The organism is Radiobacillus kanasensis, from assembly GCF_021049245.1.
Classification (GTDB): domain Bacteria; phylum Bacillota; class Bacilli; order Bacillales; family Amphibacillaceae; genus Radiobacillus; species Radiobacillus kanasensis.
Window position 1 is genome coordinate 26,333 of record NZ_CP088021.1, and the last position, 20,295, is coordinate 46,627.

Sequence of the window (20,295 nt, forward strand, 5' to 3'; positions counted from 1 at the left end):
GACGTGGCCTATCTTGATCAAGAGAAGTCACGGTCTTGAACAAAATAAAAATTGGAGGCTTAAAAGCATGTCATCGGGTTATAAAGATTCGTCGCTAAAGGTATTTTCATTAAATTCAAATCAGGAGTTAGCCAAAGAGATTGCTAGTCATATCGGAACAGATTTAGGAAAGTGCTCCGTTACCACTTTCAGTGATGGGGAAGTGCAAATTAATATCGAAGAAAGTGTACGTGGTTGTGACGTATATGTGGTTCAGTCTACTTCTGAGCCTGTAAACCAGCATATGATGGAACTCCTTATCATGATTGATGCGTTGAAACGTGCATCTGCAAGTTCTATCAACATTGTAATGCCTTATTATGGGTATGCTCGTCAGGACCGAAAAGCTCGTGCTAGAGAACCAATCACAGCCAAGCTTGTAGCAGACCTGCTGCAAACAGCTGGAGCAAATAGAGTAATCACGCTAGATTTACACGCTCCGCAGATTCAAGGTTTCTTTGATATTCCAGTTGATCAGTTAGTAGGGGTACCTATTTTAGCAGAATACTTCCTGAAGAAAGATTTAAAGGATATTGTCGTTGTATCTCCTGACCATGGTGGAGTAACTCGTGCACGACAAATGGCGGATCGATTAAAAGCTCCAATTGCTATCATTGATAAGAGAAGACCGAAGCCAAATGTTGCGGAAGTCATGAATATCGTAGGGAATATCGAAGGAAAAACAGCCATTTTAATCGATGATATCATTGACACAGCTGGAACGATTACGCTTGCTGCTAATGCTTTAATTGAAAATGGTGCAACAGAAGTATTTGCGTGCTGTACACACCCAGTTTTGTCTGGTCCGGCTATCGAACGTATTGAAAATTCTAAGATAAAAGAATTAATTGTGACAAATAGTATTGCTTTAAAAGAAGAGAAGAAGACGGACAAGCTAAGTCAGCTATCTGTAGCTCCTTTAATTAGTGAAGCAATTGTGCGTGTGCATGAACTTCAGTCTGTAAGTATTTTATTCGACTAAAAAAAGAACGCGTGTTTATTTCTGCCAGTTACCGGGAAATATACTTTAATATAAGTTATTTTCATGGAGGGTGATTATATTGGCAGTCACGTTAAAGGTAGATCATAGAGAGGATTTAAAACAGTCCAACACGAGAAAAATTAGAAATAGTGGGTTGATTCCAGCAGTTGTGTATGGAAAGGATAAAGATCCTGTAACGGTTTCTGTTAATAGTTTGGAACTGTTAAAAACGGTAAGAGACGAAGGTAGAAATGCTATTATCTCTTTAAATGTAAATGGTAGTACGGTAGATGTTATGCTACATGACTATCAAGTAGAACCAATTAAAGGAGAACTTCTACACGCAGACTTCTATGTGGTAAATATGTCACAAGAAATGGACGTAGAAGTTGCCATTCATCTAACTGGTGAATCTATTGGAGTGAAAGATGGTGGTGTCCTGCAGCAGCCTCTTTATAACTTAGCTGTACGAGCTAAGCCAGCGAATATCCCTGAAGAAATTAGTGTGGATGTAACCGACTTAGCGGTTGGGGATAGTATAACAGTAGGCGATTTGAAGTCTGGTCGTGGTTATGAAATTCAAGAGGATGATAATACGACTGTTGTAACAATCTTGCCACCTGATAGTGGTGCAGAGCAAGATGAAGTAGAGGCTCCGGAAGAGATTGCTGATGCAGATTCAGAAGCAAGTAATGAGGAAGAAGAAGAAAATAAGGAATAACGATAGAACGGGAGCGCGATCTAAGAGATCGTGCTCTTTTCTGCTTGCTTGAGAATTTATGCTCTATTCGCATAGTGTGTTGCTATTTAAATAAATTGCGACGTAACTCTAATTAAATAATTTATTGAAAGAATGATAAGTGAACCTTGAGACCGCGCTCCGGCAGAATACTCCGCTTTCCGCGGGCACGGCCTCAATCTCCTCAGAAGAAACCCACTTCTTGCGGGGCTTTCACCTCGTGCTGTTCCCGCAGTCATTCATGTATCGCGAAAACAGCTATACACCACAGAGAATGAAAATAGTTATTGTGTGGCTATACTGATGCTACGGCTGGATGAGGAAGGTCGAGACTCCTTGGTGCGTGAGAGCCCTACCCGCAGTCTGACTCCTTCGACCACGGTGCATCACAGACTGTTGCTCCTTTTAAGGGAAGCACTCATGGTAGATTAACCCTATTCTGGTTGTTGCGCCAGCCTCCATTATTATTTGCCGTAGAAAGGATGTTTTCAATGGATGTAATCATTGAGAATGCTTGTGGTATGGATGTCCACAAGGATACCATTACCGCTTGTGCCATTACAACAGAAGGAAAGGAGATTGAAACTTTTTCAACTAAAACCATATATCTAATTGAGTTGGTGGACTGGGTGAAGAAACATAAGTGTACCCATGTGGCAATGGAAAGTACAAGTGTCTACTGGAAACCCATTGTCAATCTACTAGAAGCAGAAGATATTGAATATCTAGTTGTGAATGCTCAACACATTAAGGCTGTCCCCGGGCGTAAAACGGATGTGAAAGATGCCGAATGGATAGCCAAATTACTTCGTCACGGTTTACTTAAAGCTAGTTTTATTCCTGATCGAAACCAGCGAGAATTACGTGAACTTGTTCGTTATCGTCGAAGTATTATTGAAGAGCGTGCCAGACAATATAATCGGATTCAAAAAGTGTTAGAAGGAGCTAATATCAAACTTGGTTCTGTTGTTTCTGACATTATGGGAGTTTCTGCTCGTGATATGCTTCGATCCATATCCGAAGGAAATGATGATCTCGAAGAGTTAACAACCTTTGCGAGAGGAGTAATGAAGAAGAAAAAGGATGAATTGAAACTCGCACTTCAAGGGTATGTTCAAGAACACCAACGGTTCATGATAAAAACGATTCTAGATCATATCGATTTCCTGACGGATCAAATCGATAAACTAGATAAAGAGATAGCGAAAAGGATGGAAGACTCTCAAGAAGATATAGACCGTTTAGATTCCATTCCTGGTATTGGGAGAAAAATGGCGGAACAAATGCTTGCAGAGCTTGGTACAAATATAAAGGAGCAATTTCCTACTGCACCTCAAATGTGTTCATGGGCTGGATTAGTTCCTGGAAATAACCAAAGTGCTGGAAAACGTAAATCATCTAAAACGTTGAATGGAAACAAGTATCTTAAATCAGCACTGATTGAAGCAGCTCATTCTGTTCGAGGATCCAAAAACTACCTTGGTGCACTTTACCGGCGAACAGCTTCACGTAAAGGTAAAAAGCGTGCAGGAATCGTTGTAGCTCATGCGATATTACGAATCTCCTATTATCTCTTAACACGAAAAGAAATGTATGTAGATTTAGGAGAAGATTACTTCGACAAACAAAGACAACAATCCGTTGTTAAGCATTCACTACGAAGATTAGAGAGTTTAGGTTACACAGTGACAATTGTGGAACCAAAAGTGTCTTAAAATTATTCTCCAACTTCATTAGATCTTAGAATGTGGCGCTCTCCTCAAAAAAACGAATGAGCTGCGTCTACCTTAGTATTGCCATTTTTCCATATATTAGAACCTTATTTTCATGGTAGGAGTCTCCGTATTCTGCCTACGCTAAGTTACTATATTCTAATTAAGTAAAATTTGTAGCCGGAAAAAAACAGATGATTAAATACTTGAAATAATTGGGGAAACCTTGTACAAAATCATTAGTCTGATAACATGAATCTCTAACTTAATAAGATTTCAATTTACTTATAATTATTAAAGAATAATTTTATACATTCGGAAAACTATTCTATGTCAGCTACTTACGGCATGTTGATTGTAGTGGAGGGCTAGTCGACTCCTGTGGAAACAGCACGAGGTGAAGACCCCACAGTGAGCGATTTTTGCGAGCGAGGAGGCTGAGACCGTGCCCACGGAAAGCGACTGCCCGCAGCGGAAATCAACATCGCGTGTATATCGAGCAGTTATTAAACGGATGGTTTTTCGTTTAACTTTTTATGTCGCATTTTATATCAACTTTCTATAACTACTAGTAAGACTTGCCTCACCCTAGCAGGATAGGTCAATTATTAATTTACGAAGACTAAAGGATGTTTTTAGTCTGTAATCCATCATTGCGGGTGCTTTGGCATTTATCTTTTTTTTATAGCATCGTTACGTTACAATAAAAGCAACGACAATCGGAAGAAAGACGTGAAATCATGAAATGTATAGTAGGGCTCGGAAATCCGGGAAAACGATTTGCTGATACACGCCATAACATAGGATTTATGGTCGTGGATGAGCTTATAAAACGACATCAATTATCATTGGATAAAAAGAAATTCCATGGGCAATATACGACCCATGTCATAGAAGGGGAAAAAATCATCTTCCTCGAACCATTAACATATATGAACCTATCGGGCGAATCTGTCCGTCCATTAATCGACTTTTATAACATCGAACCGGAAGATATAGTGGTTATCTATGATGATTTAGATTTACCGAATGGCAAGATTCGTTTAAGACAAAAAGGCAGCCATGGAGGTCATAATGGCATTCGCTCTATTATTGACCATTTAGGGACAAAAGAATTCAAGCGTATTCGTGTTGGGATTGGAAGACCAACTACACCTCAACCGGTTCCTAATTTTGTTACAGAACCTTTTTCAAAAGAGGAATGGGTGCTGGCAAGCGAGGGCATCGAAAAAGCAGCAGATGCTTGTGAAGCATGGTTTACCAAACCCTTTGAACAAGTCATGAATGAATTTAATTAAAACCGCATACATTGAAAGAACCTAAGGAGTTCAACGACTGACCTGATAAGGATGAAAAGTATAGAAAAAAACCTTTTCGGACAAACTGATAAAAGAATTAAGTTTCGTTCGAGGAGGAAATACATTGTCTTTGATTTATACATGTAATCATTGCGGAAATAACGTAGGAGAATTACATCAAAAAGTAGTCGATACGCAATCCTTAGGATGGCACGAACTATCGGAACAGGAAAAACGGGAAATGATCCAGTATCAGGATAATGGAGATATCCATGTCAAGACAATCTGTGAAAACTGCCAAGAATCGTTAGACCATAATCCTCACTATCATGAATTAGACTATTTTATCCAATAAATAAGTAGCATTAAGCTTTGGGTTATGACCAAAGCATTTTTGCACTTTCAGAGTTTATATCCTGACAGTGAAAAAGTCTATTTGACTTAGGGTAAAATCAACTAGGTCTCACCAAGTTTTCTATTATTGGATTGGACACAACAAGAACCTTCATGGATTATAATCTAAATCCAGTAAGATCATCCGGGTAAAATGTTCCACTCAACTTAGCAAGAGGTTGTACGTCAGGGGGAAACATAAAAAATGCAAGGCATAAAAGACTACTTAAAATCAAAAGAAGATATAGATTCCATTATAACGGGGGTCTCTAGTGGCTTATCCGAACAGCTTGTTTCAGGCTTATCGGGTTCTGCCAGAGGGACGCTCGCATCTTTAATTAGTGAATCTTTGAACAAACCAATCTTATTAGTGACGCATCAATTGATGCAGGCACAGCAGCTTTATGAGGATCTAAGTGAAATCTCTTCCAAATCAAATGTATTTTTGTATCCAGTGAATGAATTAATGGCTTCCGAGATTGCCATTGCAAGTCCAGAGCTTAGAAGTCAGCGGATTGACGCTTTGACTCAATGGTTAAGCCAAGACGCGGGTATTTTAATCGCCCCTGTGGCAGCGCTAAAAAGAATTCTACCACCTGCGTCTTATTGGAAAAACCACCAAATTTCATTAGAAGTAGGAAAAGATATCGACTTAGAAGGTTCCGTACAAACACTTGTAGAGATGGGCTATGAAAGAGTGGGGATGGTGTCTACCCCAGGAGAATTTAGTATTCGTGGTGGAATTATGGACATTTATTCCTTAACGGAGGAAAACCCAATTCGGGTTGAGCTATTTGATACTGAGATCGATTCCATTCGTTATTTCGATTCGGAGTCCCAACGCTCTCTTGAGAAGCTATCGGTGGCAACAATTGCTCCAGCAACGGAGATGCTTTTAACCGAACAGGATATTGCATCAGGTGCGGATAAGCTGGAAGAGGCTCTGGCCTATTCCTTAAAAAAACTGACGAAGAAGGAAGAGAAAGAGAAGCTCTCTACCTTTATTAGTCATGACATCGACCGAATGCGTGAACAAGAGCGATTCCAAGAGATGTACAAGTATGTCCATTTTCTCTATGAAGAGCCTGCTAGTTTATTAGATTATCTTCCGAAAGACGGACTGCTTATCTTGGATGAAATGAGCCGCATTCAAGAAACGGCAACGCGTCTAGACCAAGAGGAAGCAGAATGGATGAATGGTCTCCTTACCAGCCAACATATGGTCCGTGATAACAAGATATCCTTTGACTGGGTAGATGTTTGGTCCAAAATGGAACAGCCTCGACTCTATTTATCCGTCTTCTTACGCCATATTCCGAATACCAATCCACAAAACATCGTGAATATTTCTTGTCGGTCTATGCAGCAGTTCCATGGGCAAATGAATTTGCTTCAAAATGAAGTAAACCGCTGGATGAAGGGCAACTTTTCGGTCCTTATTTTTGCTCCAAACGGAAAGCGTGCGGAAAAGATTCAATCCGTACTTGCGGATTACGATATGGAGGCGGATATTGCATCGGAAAATGTCACGTTGCCGGTAACAAAACCTACTATCATTCAAGCTCAGATTAGTAGTGGGTATGAGCTTCCAATCCACCGACTTGCCATTTTGACAGAAAGTGAATTGTTCAAGCAAAGAACCGTTCGACCGAAGCGTAAGCAAAAAATCTCCAATGCGGAGCGAATTAAGAGCTACCAGGAGTTAAAGGTCGGCGACTATGTTGTTCATGCAAACCACGGGATTGGGAAATATTTAGGGATAGAAACTTTGGAAGTAAATGGACTTCATAAAGATTTTATGCTCGTGAAATATTCGGGAGATGACAAGCTATTTGTACCGATTGATCAAATCGATTTGGTGCAAAAGTACGTTGGTTCCGAAGGGAAAGAACCGAAACTTTATAAGCTTGGTGGATCCGAATGGAAAAAGGTTAAAAGTAAAGTTCAGTCAACAGTGGAAGATATTGCGGATGACTTGATTAAGCTTTATGCCGAGCGTGAAGCGACAGTGGGCTATGCATTTTCAGAGGATACACTTATGCAGCGTGAATTTGAAGATGCTTTCGCTTATCAAGAAACAGAGGACCAAATTCGATGTATAGAAGAAATAAAAAAAGATATGGAACGCTCGCGACCGATGGACCGTTTGCTATGTGGCGACGTTGGCTACGGAAAAACGGAGGTTGCCATTCGTGCTGCTTTCAAAGCGATTACAGATGGAAAACAGGTAGCAATTCTAGTTCCAACTACGATTCTAGCGCAGCAGCATTATGAAACCATTATAGAAAGATTTCAGGACTATCCGATTAATGTTGGTTTATTGAGTCGTTTCCGTACACGAAAGCAACAAAAGCAAACGTTAGAGGATTTAAAAAAAGGGTTAGTAGATATCGTAATCGGAACACACCGTTTACTTTCCAAAGATGTGGAGTATAAAAACATCGGATTGCTTATCGTGGATGAAGAGCAACGATTTGGAGTCAAGCATAAGGAAAAAATTAAACAGCTCAAAACCAATGTAGATGTTTTGACTTTAACGGCAACACCGATTCCAAGAACATTGCATATGTCGATGCTGGGAGTTAGAGATCTATCCGTAATCGAAACACCTCCAGAAAACCGATTTCCGATTCAGACTTATGTGTTAGAGTACAATCCTGTATTTCTTCGAGAGGCCATTGAACGGGAAATGGCACGGGGAGGTCAAGTATTTTTCTTATATAACCGAGTGGATAACATTGAACGAATGGCAGAAGAAATATCAGCTCTTGTAGAGGATGCTAGAGTCACATTTGCACACGGCCAGATGAATGAATCCGAGCTGGAAAACGTCATGTTTTCTTTCTTAGAAGGGGAATATGATGTGCTAGTGAGTACGACTATTATAGAAACAGGGGTGGACATTCCGAATGTGAATACCCTCATTGTCTATGATGCCGATCGAATGGGGCTTAGTCAGCTTTATCAGCTAAGAGGACGTGTAGGTCGTTCCAACCGAGTCGCCTATGCTTATTTCACGTACCAACCAGATAAAGTGTTAACGGAAGTTGCAGAGAAAAGGTTAGAAGCAATCAAGGAGTTTACGGAATTAGGCTCTGGATTTAAGATTGCCATGCGTGATTTATCTATACGAGGAGCCGGAAACTTATTAGGTGCTCAACAGCACGGTTTCATTGATTCCGTTGGGTTTGATATGTATTCGCAAATGCTGAAGGATGCTATCGAAGCCCGCAAAGAAGGAAAAACACAAGCGCAGTTGAAGCCTTTTGAAGTGGAGCTTGACCTTGATTTAGATGCCTATATTCCAGAAACATATATTAGTGATGAAAAACAAAAAATAGATATGTATAAACGGTTCCAAGCAGCGGAAACGCAAGAGGATATCCATGATATTCGAGATGAGATGATTGATCGATTTGGAGATTATCCAAATGAGGTTGAAAATCTGTTTCATGTCACTTCTCTAAAAGCTCATGCTAAAAAACAAAGAGTGGAATCGATTAGTGAAAAGAAACAGAAACTGGAGCTATTAGTAGAAGAGGATGCTAGTCAATCCATCGACGGAGCAAAGTTATTTGAGTATGCCAATAAATATGGCAGAATGGTTCAGCTAGGTACGGATAATCGAAAACTAAAGGTCGTTTTCCAATGGGATAAAAAGTCCTATCTCAACCGTTACGATATTACGGAAGAATTTATTGCTGAACTGCAAAACATGAGGCGAGAGGAAGCTTTGTCCAACTAGAAGTGGATGAAAAATGTAGCAAAAATGTATAGTTCTCACGAGGTAACCCATACTAGAAACACAACTGGTTATTTCTTCTTCCCTTTTATGAACGTGGAAGGACTGCCAGACAGAAAGATCATCAAAGAAAGTGAGGCTACACAGATTATGAAAGCAACAGGAATTGTACGTCGAATTGATGATTTGGGTAGAGTAGTTATCCCGAAAGAAATAAGAAGAACCCTACGCATCCGAGAAGGAGATCCATTAGAAATTTTTGTAGACAGAGAAGGGGAAGTTATTTTAAAGAAATACTCTCCAATTAGTGAACTAGGTGACTTTGCGAAGGAATATGCGGACGCATTATTTGATTCGCTCGGTTCACCAGTTCTTATATGTGATCGTGATGAATTTATTGCCGTTTCAGGCGAATCTAAGAAAGAATACTTAGGTAAAAGCATAGGTAAAATCATGGAAAAGGCGATGGATGACCGTTCCATTATTACTGAATCCGATGAATCCATGCTCGAAATTGTAGACGGGAATGAAGAAAAAATTGGATCTTACGTCGTAAGCCCGATAGTGGCAAACGGGGATCCAATTGGATGCGTGATGATATTATCAAAAGACGATAAGAAATTAAGTGCTGTCGAGCATAAAGCAGTAGAAACTGCTGCAAGCTTTCTAGCTAGACAAATGGAATAAGGAAAAAAGATAAGGGCTAAACCTTTGGTAGTGAAAGCTTCCGGAGGTTTAGCCCTTTTTTTCTTTTCTTCCAATCTGAAGTGCGATATACTTGTGGGCATGTAAACGGATTTGTAAGAAAAAAGGGTGCGGTGAAATGGTTGAACATGTACGTATTGAAAAAGTATTAAATAATAATGTACTAATAGCGGAGCATCCAACCTATAAAGAGGTCGTCTTAATAGGGAAAGGGATAGGCTTTAATCGGAAGCAAGGGGAAACGGTTTCATTCGATAAGGCGGATAAAACGTTCTTACTAAAAGGGGAAAATGAAAAGGAACAATACATGAACCTTCTCCCCCATTTAGAGCAAGAACTAATTGATTTTATGAATGATGTCTTAGTGTACATTGAGGATCGAATGGGACAGGAGTTAAATGAACACATTCATATTGCCCTCACTGATCACATTGCGTTTGCTATTAATCGCGCGAAGAAAGAGATTTATTTCTCTAACCCTTTTTTATTTGAAATTGAATCTCTTTATGCAAAGGAATATCAAGTAGCACGTGAAGTAGTAGAAATGGTGCAAAAGCAAATGGGAATCGCGTTGCCAGAAGGGGAAATAGGCTTCATTGCGCTCCATATTCATAGTGCGGTTACGGATAAAGCATTAAGAGATATTAATAAGCATAATAAGTTAATTTCCCGTTTCGTTGAAATTATTGAGGATGAATTAGACATTAAGATGGACCGTAGCCAGGTTGATTATAACCGTCTTATTCAACATTTGCACCGTGCGATAGATCGGGTTCACCATGGCGAATCATTAGGAAAAGAAAACCGATTAGCGGAATTGTTGAAAAATGAATATCCGGTATGCTATAATCTTGCTTGGAAGTTGATAAAAGTGATGCAGAAACAATTAAATAAACCTGTAGATGAATCTGAAGTATTGTACTTAACGATTCACTTACAACGATTATCCAATAAATCTTAACATACGTGTTACTGATTCGATCAGGCATGAGTATTAAAGAGTTTTATGGGCAAAGTATGGAATGGAATGTATCCGTTTCCGTATTTTTCCGACTCTTTTACTCATGCCTTTTTCTTTTGCCCTTATCATATTCCGTATCTGTATCACTACAAAAAAGGAGGAGCTTTTATGTTTAAAAATGCATTTGGTACCTTACAAAAAGTCGGTAAGGCCCTCATGTTACCGGTAGCCTTGCTACCTGCTGCAGGTATTTTACTTGCTTTCGGAACGAGCTTTGCTCAAGAACAATGGATTGATAAATTTCCATGGTTTGGAAATCCAGTTGTCCTAAAAGTCTTAGAAGTGATGGCGGCGGCTGGTGGAGTCGTTTTCGATAATCTGCCGTTACTATTTGCCGTTGGGGTAGCCATCGGGCTAGCTGGTGGAGATGGTGTTGCAGGTCTTGCTGCGATTATCGGGTATCTCATTATGAATAAAACAATGGGAGTTTTTGGTGGGGTTACAGCAGAAATGACTGACAACCCAGCATATGCTGCCGTTCTAGGTATCCCAACCCTGCAAACAGGTGTTTTTGGTGGTATTATTGTCGGGGTTCTCGCCTCGTATATGTATCGAAGATTTTTCAATATTGAGTTGCCACAGTTTTTAGGATTCTTTGCTGGTAAACGATTTGTGCCAATTATCACAGCGTTCTCATCTGTCTTTTTGGGGATTTTAATGTACTGGATATGGCCATTTGCACAAGAAGGCCTTAATAACTTATCTCACTTAATGCTCGATACAAACCGTACAGTTTCTACATTCGTGTTTGGTGTAATTGAACGTGCATTGATTCCATTTGGTTTACATCATATTTTCTACTCTCCATTCTGGTTTGAGTTCGGTCAATATACGAGCGCGGCAGGAGAGCTTGTACGTGGTGATCAAAGTATTTTCTTCGCTCAGCTGAAAGATGGAGTAGAATTCACCGCTGGTAACTTTATGACGGGTAAGTTCCCGTTCATGATGTTTGGTTTACCAGCTGCAGCATTGGCGATTTACCACACAGCTAAACCAGAAAGAAAGAAAGTTGTAGCTGGTATCATGGGTTCTGCCGCTTTAACTTCTTTCCTAACAGGTATTACAGAGCCGATTGAATTCTCATTCCTATTCGTGGCTCCATTATTATTTGCGATTCACACTGTTTTTGCTGGTCTATCCTTTATGACGATGTATCTTCTAGACGTCAAAATTGGGATGACTTTCTCTGGTGGTTTAATCGACTTCCTGTTATTCGGTGTTATGCCGAACCGAACGGACTGGTGGTGGGTAATCATCATTGGTCTTGTATTCTCTGTGATCTATTACTTTGGATTCCGTTGGGCGATTCTTAAGTTCAACCTTGCAACGCCAGGTCGCGAAGACGAAATGGATGACGATGGAGACGTAGCTGAAGTAGGAGATCTTCCGTATGAAGTCCTTTCAGCAATGGGTGGTCAAGAGAACATTACGAACCTAGATGCATGTATTACACGACTACGTGTTAGTGTTGATGACATTAAAAATGTCGACAAGAACCGTTTGAAAAAATTAGGGGCTTCTGGTGTCATGGAAGTCGGAAATAACATTCAAGCTATTTTCGGGCCAAAATCTGACACGTTACGTGGACAAATCCAAGATATTATCGATGGAAAAACACCGCGTAAACAAGAAGATATATCTAAAATTCTGGATGAAGCGAATGATGCTGTTACTCCAATGACTGCAGATTTAGATTTCGTTAGTCCTATTACAGGGGAAATTATGAGCATCACTGATGTTCCAGATCAAGTATTCTCTGAAAAAATGATGGGCGATGGATTTGCAATTAAGCCATCAGAAGGTACCATTGTTTCACCGGTAAACGGAAAAATCGTGAACATTTTCCCTACAAAGCATGCGATTGGCATTATGGCGGAGAATGGAACAGAGATCTTAATCCATATCGGTATTGATACTGTAAACCTAAAAGGGGAAGGCTTTACTGCGAAAGTTGAAGAAGGCGCTGAGGTGAAGCAAGGTCAAGCTCTAATGGAAGTAGACCTAGCATACATTGAGGAAAACGCAACTTCTACTGTAACACCAGTTATCTTCACGAACCTTTCAGAAGGTCAGTCTGTAGAATTGAAAGCAAAAGGTACCGTTCAACAGACAGATAAAGATATCCTTGCTATTAAATAAGAGAAGCATTACCCTCCACTTTCTTAATGGTGGAGGGTTTTTCTTTATACGGGAAGAGAGTATAGGTCGAGACTAGGAAGAGAAATGGCTCCGCTCAGGTAAGCGACTACCCGCAGCATAAATCAACCTAGTCTACGCTTTTTAAAAAAAATGGGCTAAGTGTCTTCTTGCCTTTTAATTAGAGAGTGATGACCGCAGCACAAGGTATCCTCCGTTTTAATTGGGCAATCCCCCTATGATATAATGAGAGCATTCTAATAGAGAAAAAGGAAACACTTACCTATGGAACAGACAACGAAGCAATTGTTTAGAGGTGCTTTATTACTCACTATTGCAGGACTCATTAGTAAAATCATTAGTGCTGGCTACCGGATTCCACTTCAAAATATTACAGGGGATCTGGGTTTTTATATGTATCAACAGGTTTATCCGATTTTAGGAATATCCCTTACACTTTCTTTATATGGCTTTCCGGCTGCTATTTCAAAGCTTGTGGCAAGTCGCAAGGAAGAGGGAGAGTGGTTATCTGTAAGGAGCTTCTACATTCCGTTGTTTGGATTGCTTTTTTTCATAAATGGGATATTGTTTATTATCCTTTATTTTGGCTCTAACAAAATAGCAGCTTGGATGGGGGATCCGAACCTTGCGCAAGCATTTCGGGTAGCCGCTTTTCCCTTTTTACTTGTACCGTTTACCTCATTATTTCGTGGGGTGTCTCAAGGACTTAATGATATGAGGCCCACTGCTACTTCTCAAGTGTTGGAACAGATTATAAGGGTTATTGTCATTCTATTTTTTGCAGTTATAGTCGTCCAAGCTAATGGAGACTTATATGGCGTTGCAGTAGGGGCGGGAATAGGAGCAACAATTGCGGCAGGAATTGCAGCTTGTTGGTTGGCGTGGATGTGGCTTCGTTCACAAGAATTCACGTGGCAGAAAATGAGCTTTTCGTGGAGGACATATAGTCAAACCATTTTTGGTTACGGATTTTTCATTTGTCTAAACTATATGATGTTGCTATTGCTTCAACTAGCGGATTCCTTAACTGTTGTGAATGGGTTAATAGACCACGGTTTACCTACGTTAGGAGCAAAGGAATGGAAGGGAGTATTGGACAGGGGTTATCCACTCGTTCAGTTAGGCACCGTTTTAGGATCGTCTTTAGCCTTGGCCTTGATTCCATCCGTAACGAAGAAGCGTTACCAGCGTGCACCCAAGTCCTTTCAGTTGCATATGGAAAGCGCGCTTCGTTTTAGTATATACATAGCAAGCGCTTGTTCTTTTGGATTGATGGCGATCATGCCTTTAGCTAACCAAATGCTCTACGAAACGAATGAAGGTGTACAAAGTCTTCAAGTATTAGCCTTTACAATCCTTTTTGCATCCACTGCTTTAACGGCATCATCTATTTTACAAGGATTAGGATTCATCTATCGTACGGCAGTCTTTGTCATGATTGCCTTTTTTATAAAGTATATCGGTAATCTGATGTTCATTCCGCAATTTGGCATCATGGGGTCTGCTCTCGCAACGGTATTTGCGGTATTTATGTTATGTATGATCAATGTTTACGTATTGAAGAGGAAAGTAGCGGGAATTCGATGGTTTCCGATTCCATTCGCACGCTTCGCTATCTCTTTGCTTATCATGACTGGGTTTGTTTTCGCGATGAACAAGGTTTATGCATACAGCCCATTTCTCAATAGTCGGATAGAGACTGCCTTGTTTGTGGTCTTTACTTGTGTCCTTGCCGCTTTTTTATACTTTGTTTTACTCATCCGTCTGCACGCCTTGGAAGAGTCTGATCTTCGAGAGCTGCCATTTGCGGATCTACTTATAGAAATTCAGAGATGGAGGTTTCGTCCATGAATCAAATAGAAGTAATTGGATTAGGGGCAGGCGATATTGATCAATTGCCTTTGGGTATTTATAAAAAATTAACAACATCGCAAAAGCCGATTTTTGTTCGGACGGTGGACCATCCTGTTATTCAAACATTGGAACAAGAGGGTGTTACTTTTAAAGGGTATGATTCCGTCTATGAGGCGCATGCGGAATTTGGGGATGTCTATCAAGCGATTGTAGAAGACCTTCTTCATCAGGCGAAGAGTGACTCGCTAATCTATGCCGTACCGGGTCACCCTATGCTAGCAGAAAAAACAGTGCAATTATTAGAGGATCAAACCGAAGTTAACGTGACGATTGTTGGTGGTCAAAGCTATTTAGATGATTTATTCACAGCTTTAAGAATGGATCCCATCGAAGGCTTTCAATTCGTGGATGCCACCTCCTTTAGCCGATTTGAATTAAATTACTTGCAGCATATTGTCTTTTGCCAAGTATATGATTCCTTCGTCGCATCAGAGGTGAAGCTTGCCCTACTAGAAGATTTAAATCCGGAGCATCCAATTACCATTGTCGATGCAGTAGGTAGTAACCAAGAGAAAATACTTCGTGTCCCGTTAGTAGAATTAGATCAGACGGTAAGCCTCAGTAATTTAACGAGTATTTATGTTCCCCCAGTAAAGAGGGAGCAGCTTCCACATCAATTTTTCCGTCTTCGCGAGGTCATTGCCCAATTACGGGGGCCTAATGGCTGTCCTTGGGATAAGGAACAAACCCATGAATCACTGCGCAACTATTTGTTAGAGGAAGCATATGAATTTATAGAAGCGGTAGATGACCTTGATGATGATGGAATGATTGAAGAACTAGGAGACGTTTTACTACAGGTCATGCTTCATAGCCAGATAGGGGAAGATGAAGGGTACTTTACAGTCGATGATGTCATTGAATCGATCACGGAGAAAATGATTAGAAGACACCCACACGTGTTTGGCGATACTGTTGCTTCCTCATCGGAAAAGGTTGTCCAAAATTGGGACGAAATCAAAAGAGCAGAAAAAACGGAACGAACTTCCCTGATGGATGCCGTTCCGAAACATATGTCAGGCTTACTTGAGGCTGAACAAATTCAAAAGCAAGCAGCAAAGGTTGGATTCGATTGGCAGGATCCTGAACCTATGTGGGAGAAAATAAAAGAAGAAATGGAAGAAGTGAAACAAGCGATAGCTACCCAAGATGAAAAAGAAATAGAAAAAGAATTTGGTGATGTGTTATTTGCTATCGTCAATCTAACAAGATATTATAAAATAAATCCAGAACTTGCTGTTAAGCAAACCAACCGAAAATTTAAACAACGATTTACGTTTATGGAACAGGAAATAAAAAAGAACAATGAACAGCTTTCAGAATTAACATTAGAGCGATTAGATCAGTATTGGGATAAAGCAAAACAAGCAGAGCGAAAAGAGGGGAATTCATAATGAGACTGGACAAGTTTTTAAAGAATTCTAGGTTAATTAAGCGAAGAACATTGGCGAAAGAGGTAGCCGATCAAGGACGAATTACGATAAATGGAAATCCAGCGAAGGCTGCTTCCAATGTTAGCGTAGGAGATGAACTAAGGATCCAATTCGGACAAAAACTTGTAACGGTTCAAGTAGAGTCCTTGAAAGAAATTGTCCGCAAAGAAGAAGCAACCACTTTATATTCGATTAAAAAGGAAGAACCGGTTTCGCAAGATTAAGTTCTAAACTTGTCCCTCTATTCATACATTTGTAATGATAAAAGGAGGGGCTGTAGATTATGAACTATTATGAAAACAATCAATCCGTACGGGCGCAGGTAGAACATCACGTTAGAATGAGCAATAGAAGAACCCTTGATATTTCTGGTGTAAAGGAAGTCGACAGTTTTGACAATGAAGAGTTCTTGTTACAAACGGTTATGGGGTTTTTAATTGTTCGTGGTGAAAATCTTCAAATGAAAAATCTCGATTTGGAAGAAGGGAATGTGTCCATTAAAGGAAAGATTTACGAGCTTTCTTACTTAGAAGAGCAACATGGGGAGAAAGCTAAAGGACTCTTTAGCAAGCTGTTTAAATGACCTTAACCGTTCAATTCCTAACAATTATCTCCATGATCGCCGGAGGAATTTATTTAGGAATCGCGATTGAAACGTTTCGACGATTTGAGGGAGCTTGGAAAAAACGTAAAGTCTTTTCTTATATAATAGAAATCTGTTTTTGGCTGCTGCAATCGCTAATCTTGTTTTACTTATTGTTTCGAGTAAATCAAGGGGAACTTCGGTTTTATATACTTTTAGCTTTATTGTGTGGCTACTCAGCTTACAATGCTTTACTCAAAAGTTATTATCAACGGTTATTAGAGAGAATGATAGTCTCTTGTCTTTCGATTTATCGCTTCTTATATCGAATGGTTCACCTATTCTTTATTCGACCTATAATCCGTATTTTTCAGCTCATCCTCTCCATTTTATTTGCTCTATGGGGAGGATTAGTATGGGTAGCTGTTTTGTTGTACAAGATCGTATTCTATCCGATTCGACTGATTGGGATGTTCATATGGCGACTCGTACCGAAAAATGCGAAAAATAAAATATCCCATTTAGCAGGATTTTATAGTAAAATAAAGAATAAAATAGTCAACTGGAAACATTCAGATAAGAAGGATGAATAAGGAGGTAGCCAGTCGGTGACACGAAAAGAACAAAAATCCGTTGCAAGAATTAATTCTAGCTATATGAAGCAGTACGACGTTCATTTGAAAAGACAGCAGAAAAAGAGAAAAAGACTCTATCGCCGGCTAGTGCTATTTACGATACTAGCTATGCTCGTATTTGGTTCTCTTATTGCCTATCATGTAAATCAACAAATTGTATATGCAGAAAAGAAAGAACAATATGAGAAAATGAAAGAAGAAATGGCTTCCCTTGAAAAAGAAGAGCAGGATCTGAAACAGGAAGTCCAATTACTCCAAGATGAAGAATACGTGAAAGAAATTGCGCGAACCAATTATTTTTTCTCGAAAAAGGGAGAAATTATTTTTAAACTTCCTGAGGAAGACCCGTCTTATTGACACGCTTTTCAAAGCTTATATATAATATATAGGTGAGATATCTTTTAAACTTTTAAGGAGGAGCATTTTTTTTATGTCAATCGAAGTAGGCAGCAAGTTACAGGGTAAGGTAACCGGAATCACTAATTTTGGAGCATTCGTTGAGTTACCGGGTGGAACAACAGGGCTGGTTCATATTAGTGAGGTTGCTGATAACTACGTGAAAGACATTAATGAACATTTAACAGTCGGAGACGAAGTAACGGTTAAAGTCATTAATGTAGAAGATGATGGAAAGATCGGCTTATCCATTAAAAAGGCGAAAGAAACAGCAAATACTGGTCGCCGCAAGCCACACCAAAAAAATAACCGCGAACGCACAGAGACATTTGAGGCAAAAATGAATCGATTTCTTAAAGACTCCGAGGACCGTTTAGCTTCTTTGAAGAAGAATACGGAATCGAAACGCGGAGGTCGAGGAGCTAGAAAAGGTTAACCTTGCTGTCTATTGATGAGAGCGATATGATAAATGCCTTATTTATATAAACAACGGGTCGAAAACCGTATAGATAAAGCTGATACACAAAAGTATCAGCTTTTTTTAATGGAGAGAAAAACAAAAAACTAGTTCGAGACTAGGGAGCGGAATAGCGCTACTCCACTTTCCAGACACACTCAGCGGAAATATGGGTGGTTAATAAGGATGAGTGGGCTTGAACTGATATTTCTTACTTGATCAAAAAAAGAAGAACAGGGATAAACCTGTTCTTCTAAAAGATAGCGGCGGAGGGAATCGAACCCACGACCTCACGGGTATGAACCGTACGCTCTAGCCAGCTGAGCTACACCGCCATGTTAAAGTCACAAAGAATATATTACAACAGCTTTGATATCGTGTCAACCATCTTTTGTATCGGCTACCCATTTTCGTAAAAACAAGATACACTAGAAGTAGAAAAGGGGGATACAGATGATTGGTTTAGTCCGACATGGCGAAACAGACTGGAATGTGGCAGGGAAACTACAAGGGAAAACAGACGTACCTTTAAATGAACGCGGAATTGCCCAAGCAAAAGCATGTAAGGAACATTTTAAGCATGAGGATTGGGACCTATTAGTCTCGAGTCCTTTAAAACGAGCTAAGAAAACAGCTGAAATCATAAATGAAGCCCTCCAACTACCTTTTTATGAAATGGAGGACTTTAAAGAACGTTCTTTTGGAGAAGCAGAAGGGTTACTAGCAGAAGAGCGAAATAGCTTGTACCCAAATCGCGACTATCCTGGAGCGGAAAGCTTTGAGGCGTTTCAAGCTAGAGTGATGAACGGCTTAAGTTTATTAAACAGCAAATATCCAAACAAGCGAATCCTGCTCGTCGCTCATGGTGCCGTCATTGGATGTATCCTTTCCATATTGTCTAAAGGAACTTTAAATTCAAAGAACACGAGATTACATAATGCTGGTTGGAGTAGAATTCAATACATTGATGATGCATGGCAAGTACACGATGTGAATCAAGTCAATCACCTTACCAACTTATAAAAGGGAAGTGTTTTTGTGTCAGAAAAACTTGATGTTTGGTCTGAGGATGGGGCTTTTATTAAAGTGGAGGACCGGGAAACGGTCCATTTAGAAGGGTTATGGCATCAAACCTTTCATTGTTGGATTGTTCGAAATGAACTTGATCAACGAATGGTCCTTTTCCAGCTACGGCATCCGGAAAAGGATATTTCAGCAAACAAATTAGACATTAGTGCAGCGGGTCACTTAGAAGCAGGAGAAACTCCAGAGGATGGCGTCCGTGAACTGGAGGAGGAACTAGGTATTCACCTCGATTTCCATGACTTAATATCGGTGGGACTTATCAAAGAGACTATTGTAGAAAAGCCCTATGTGGATAGAGAGCGTTGCCATGTGTTCATTGGGCAATGTAATCAATCTACTTTGGAATATGCCGTGCAAGAAACAGAAGTTTCGGGGTTATTTGAAATACCAGCGAAGGATATGCTCGAGCTTTTGGAAGGGAAGCGAAAAACAGTAACGGGAGAAGGTTTTACCATACTGCACTCCACAAAGAGGCAAGAAACAAAAGACTTTATGATCGAGGACTTTGTTGCTCATCAGAAAAGCTATTATCAGGAAGTATTTCAGAGAATATTAGCTTTATAAAAGAAAAGAGGCCGGGATAAAACCGAAACTTTTCCCTGCAAAGAATAACGGTTATAGAACAAGAAGTTAAGAATGTTTAATGGTTATAGCCTCATTCGTATTTAATATAAAAATGCGACGTAAGTGGTGAAGCTATATGCCGGCGCTCCGGCAGAATACTCCGCTTTCCGCGGGCACGGCCTCAGCTTCCTCGGAAGAACCCCACTTCCTGCGGGATCTTCGGCTCGCGCTGTTCCCGCAGGAGTCTCCGCATTCTGCCTACGCTGGTAGGAACTTTCTACAAATGACAGTGGCTTTATCAATACTTAATATGTCGTTATGACCTGAAGAACGACTCTTTGAACGTGCATTTAACTTGATTCACTTTTCTTAGTATTGATAAGTTCTTTTGTCTCATTCTTTTATCTTGATTTTACTTCATTTCAGTGATAAATCTCTT

At 40.0% G+C, this 20,295-nt stretch carries 18 protein-coding genes and 1 tRNA gene; 18 read left to right on the forward strand and 1 reads right to left on the reverse strand.

All coding sequences use genetic code 11. From position 1 onward, the window contains the following. The first annotated feature begins 67 nt into the window (after nt 1-67). The 16 genes from KO561_RS20180 to KO561_RS20255 all read left to right on the forward strand — a co-directional run bounded on the left by KO561_RS20180 (nt 68) and on the right by KO561_RS20255 (nt 18,185). Entirely contained in the window at nt 68-1,021 is a 954-nt protein-coding gene (locus tag KO561_RS20180; protein WP_231097391.1) for a ribose-phosphate diphosphokinase, read from the forward strand. 79 nt (nt 1,022-1,100) lie between these two features. Next, nucleotides 1,101-1,742, forward strand: coding sequence for a 50S ribosomal protein L25/general stress protein Ctc (locus KO561_RS20185; protein ID WP_231097392.1), 642 nt, complete (start codon nt 1,101-1,103; stop codon nt 1,740-1,742). A 509-nt stretch (nt 1,743-2,251) separates the two neighbouring features. Continuing rightward, nucleotides 2,252-3,475, forward strand: coding sequence for an IS110 family RNA-guided transposase (locus KO561_RS20190; RefSeq protein ID WP_231093844.1), 1,224 nt, complete (start codon nt 2,252-2,254; stop codon nt 3,473-3,475). Between the two features lie 737 nt (nt 3,476-4,212). Next, a complete protein-coding gene (gene pth, locus KO561_RS20195; protein WP_231097393.1) occupies nt 4,213-4,770 on the forward strand; it encodes an aminoacyl-tRNA hydrolase in 558 nt (185 codons plus the stop codon). Nucleotides 4,771-4,894: 124 nt separating this feature from the next. Continuing rightward, complete coding sequence (locus tag KO561_RS20200; protein WP_231097394.1) at nt 4,895-5,125, forward strand: anti-sigma-F factor Fin; 231 nt, start codon at nt 4,895-4,897, stop codon at nt 5,123-5,125. Nucleotides 5,126-5,368: 243 nt separating this feature from the next. After that, nucleotides 5,369-8,908, forward strand: coding sequence for a transcription-repair coupling factor (mfd, locus tag KO561_RS20205; RefSeq protein WP_231097395.1), 3,540 nt, complete (start codon nt 5,369-5,371; stop codon nt 8,906-8,908). Between the two features lie 147 nt (nt 8,909-9,055). After that, the gene (spoVT, locus tag KO561_RS20210; protein WP_231097398.1) at nt 9,056-9,592 is read left to right on the forward strand and encodes a stage V sporulation protein T; all 537 of its coding nucleotides are present in this window, start codon (nt 9,056-9,058) and stop codon (nt 9,590-9,592) included. Between the two features lie 136 nt (nt 9,593-9,728). Continuing rightward, nucleotides 9,729-10,571: a glucose PTS transporter transcription antiterminator GlcT gene (gene glcT, locus KO561_RS20215; RefSeq protein ID WP_231097336.1), complete on the forward strand. Its 843-nt coding sequence runs from the start codon at nt 9,729-9,731 to the stop codon at nt 10,569-10,571. Between the two features lie 168 nt (nt 10,572-10,739). Continuing rightward, nucleotides 10,740-12,770 (forward strand): glucose-specific PTS transporter subunit IIBC, encoded by a 2,031-nt coding sequence (gene ptsG / locus KO561_RS20220; RefSeq protein WP_231097337.1) that lies wholly within the window; start codon nt 10,740-10,742, stop codon nt 12,768-12,770. 282 nt (nt 12,771-13,052) lie between these two features. After that, a complete protein-coding gene (locus KO561_RS20225) occupies nt 13,053-14,639 on the forward strand; it encodes a putative polysaccharide biosynthesis protein (protein ID WP_231097339.1) in 1,587 nt (528 codons plus the stop codon). Further along, nucleotides 14,636-16,096 carry a bifunctional methyltransferase/pyrophosphohydrolase YabN gene (yabN, locus tag KO561_RS20230; RefSeq protein WP_231097341.1) on the forward strand — a complete coding sequence of 487 codons (1,461 nt, stop codon included), beginning with the start codon at nt 14,636-14,638 and terminating at the stop codon, nt 16,094-16,096. Before KO561_RS20225 ends, yabN begins: the two co-directional genes overlap by 4 nt. After that, complete coding sequence (locus KO561_RS20235; protein WP_231097343.1) at nt 16,096-16,359, forward strand: RNA-binding S4 domain-containing protein; 264 nt, start codon at nt 16,096-16,098, stop codon at nt 16,357-16,359. Before yabN ends, KO561_RS20235 begins: the two co-directional genes overlap by 1 nt. A gap of 59 nt (nt 16,360-16,418) precedes the next feature. Next, nucleotides 16,419-16,718 (forward strand): sporulation protein YabP, encoded by a 300-nt coding sequence (gene yabP / locus KO561_RS20240; protein WP_231097344.1) that lies wholly within the window; start codon nt 16,419-16,421, stop codon nt 16,716-16,718. Continuing rightward, on the forward strand, nt 16,715-17,311 hold the full coding sequence (yabQ, locus tag KO561_RS20245) for a spore cortex biosynthesis protein YabQ (protein WP_231097345.1): 597 nt from the start codon (nt 16,715-16,717) through the stop codon (nt 17,309-17,311). The genes yabP and yabQ overlap by 4 nt, the downstream gene beginning before the upstream one ends. 15 nt (nt 17,312-17,326) lie before the next feature. Then, the gene (locus KO561_RS20250) at nt 17,327-17,710 is read left to right on the forward strand and encodes an FtsB family cell division protein (RefSeq protein WP_231097347.1); all 384 of its coding nucleotides are present in this window, start codon (nt 17,327-17,329) and stop codon (nt 17,708-17,710) included. Between the two features lie 73 nt (nt 17,711-17,783). Then, entirely contained in the window at nt 17,784-18,185 is a 402-nt protein-coding gene (locus tag KO561_RS20255; RefSeq protein ID WP_231097349.1) for a S1 domain-containing RNA-binding protein, read from the forward strand. A gap of 282 nt (nt 18,186-18,467) precedes the next feature. On the opposite strand, the gene KO561_RS20260 is transcribed toward KO561_RS20255, so the two are convergent. Continuing rightward, a tRNA-Met gene (locus KO561_RS20260) sits at nt 18,468-18,541 on the reverse strand. 112 nt (nt 18,542-18,653) lie between these two features. On the opposite strand from KO561_RS20260, the gene KO561_RS20265 reads away from it, so the two are divergent. Together KO561_RS20265 and KO561_RS20270 are read left to right on the forward strand one after the other, a co-directional pair. Continuing rightward, nucleotides 18,654-19,229, forward strand: a complete 576-nt coding sequence (locus KO561_RS20265; RefSeq protein ID WP_231097399.1) for a histidine phosphatase family protein — start codon at nt 18,654-18,656, stop codon at nt 19,227-19,229. A 15-nt stretch (nt 19,230-19,244) separates the two neighbouring features. Continuing rightward, complete coding sequence (locus KO561_RS20270) at nt 19,245-19,856, forward strand: NUDIX hydrolase (protein ID WP_231097351.1); 612 nt, start codon at nt 19,245-19,247, stop codon at nt 19,854-19,856. Nucleotides 19,857-20,295 lie beyond the last annotated feature (439 nt).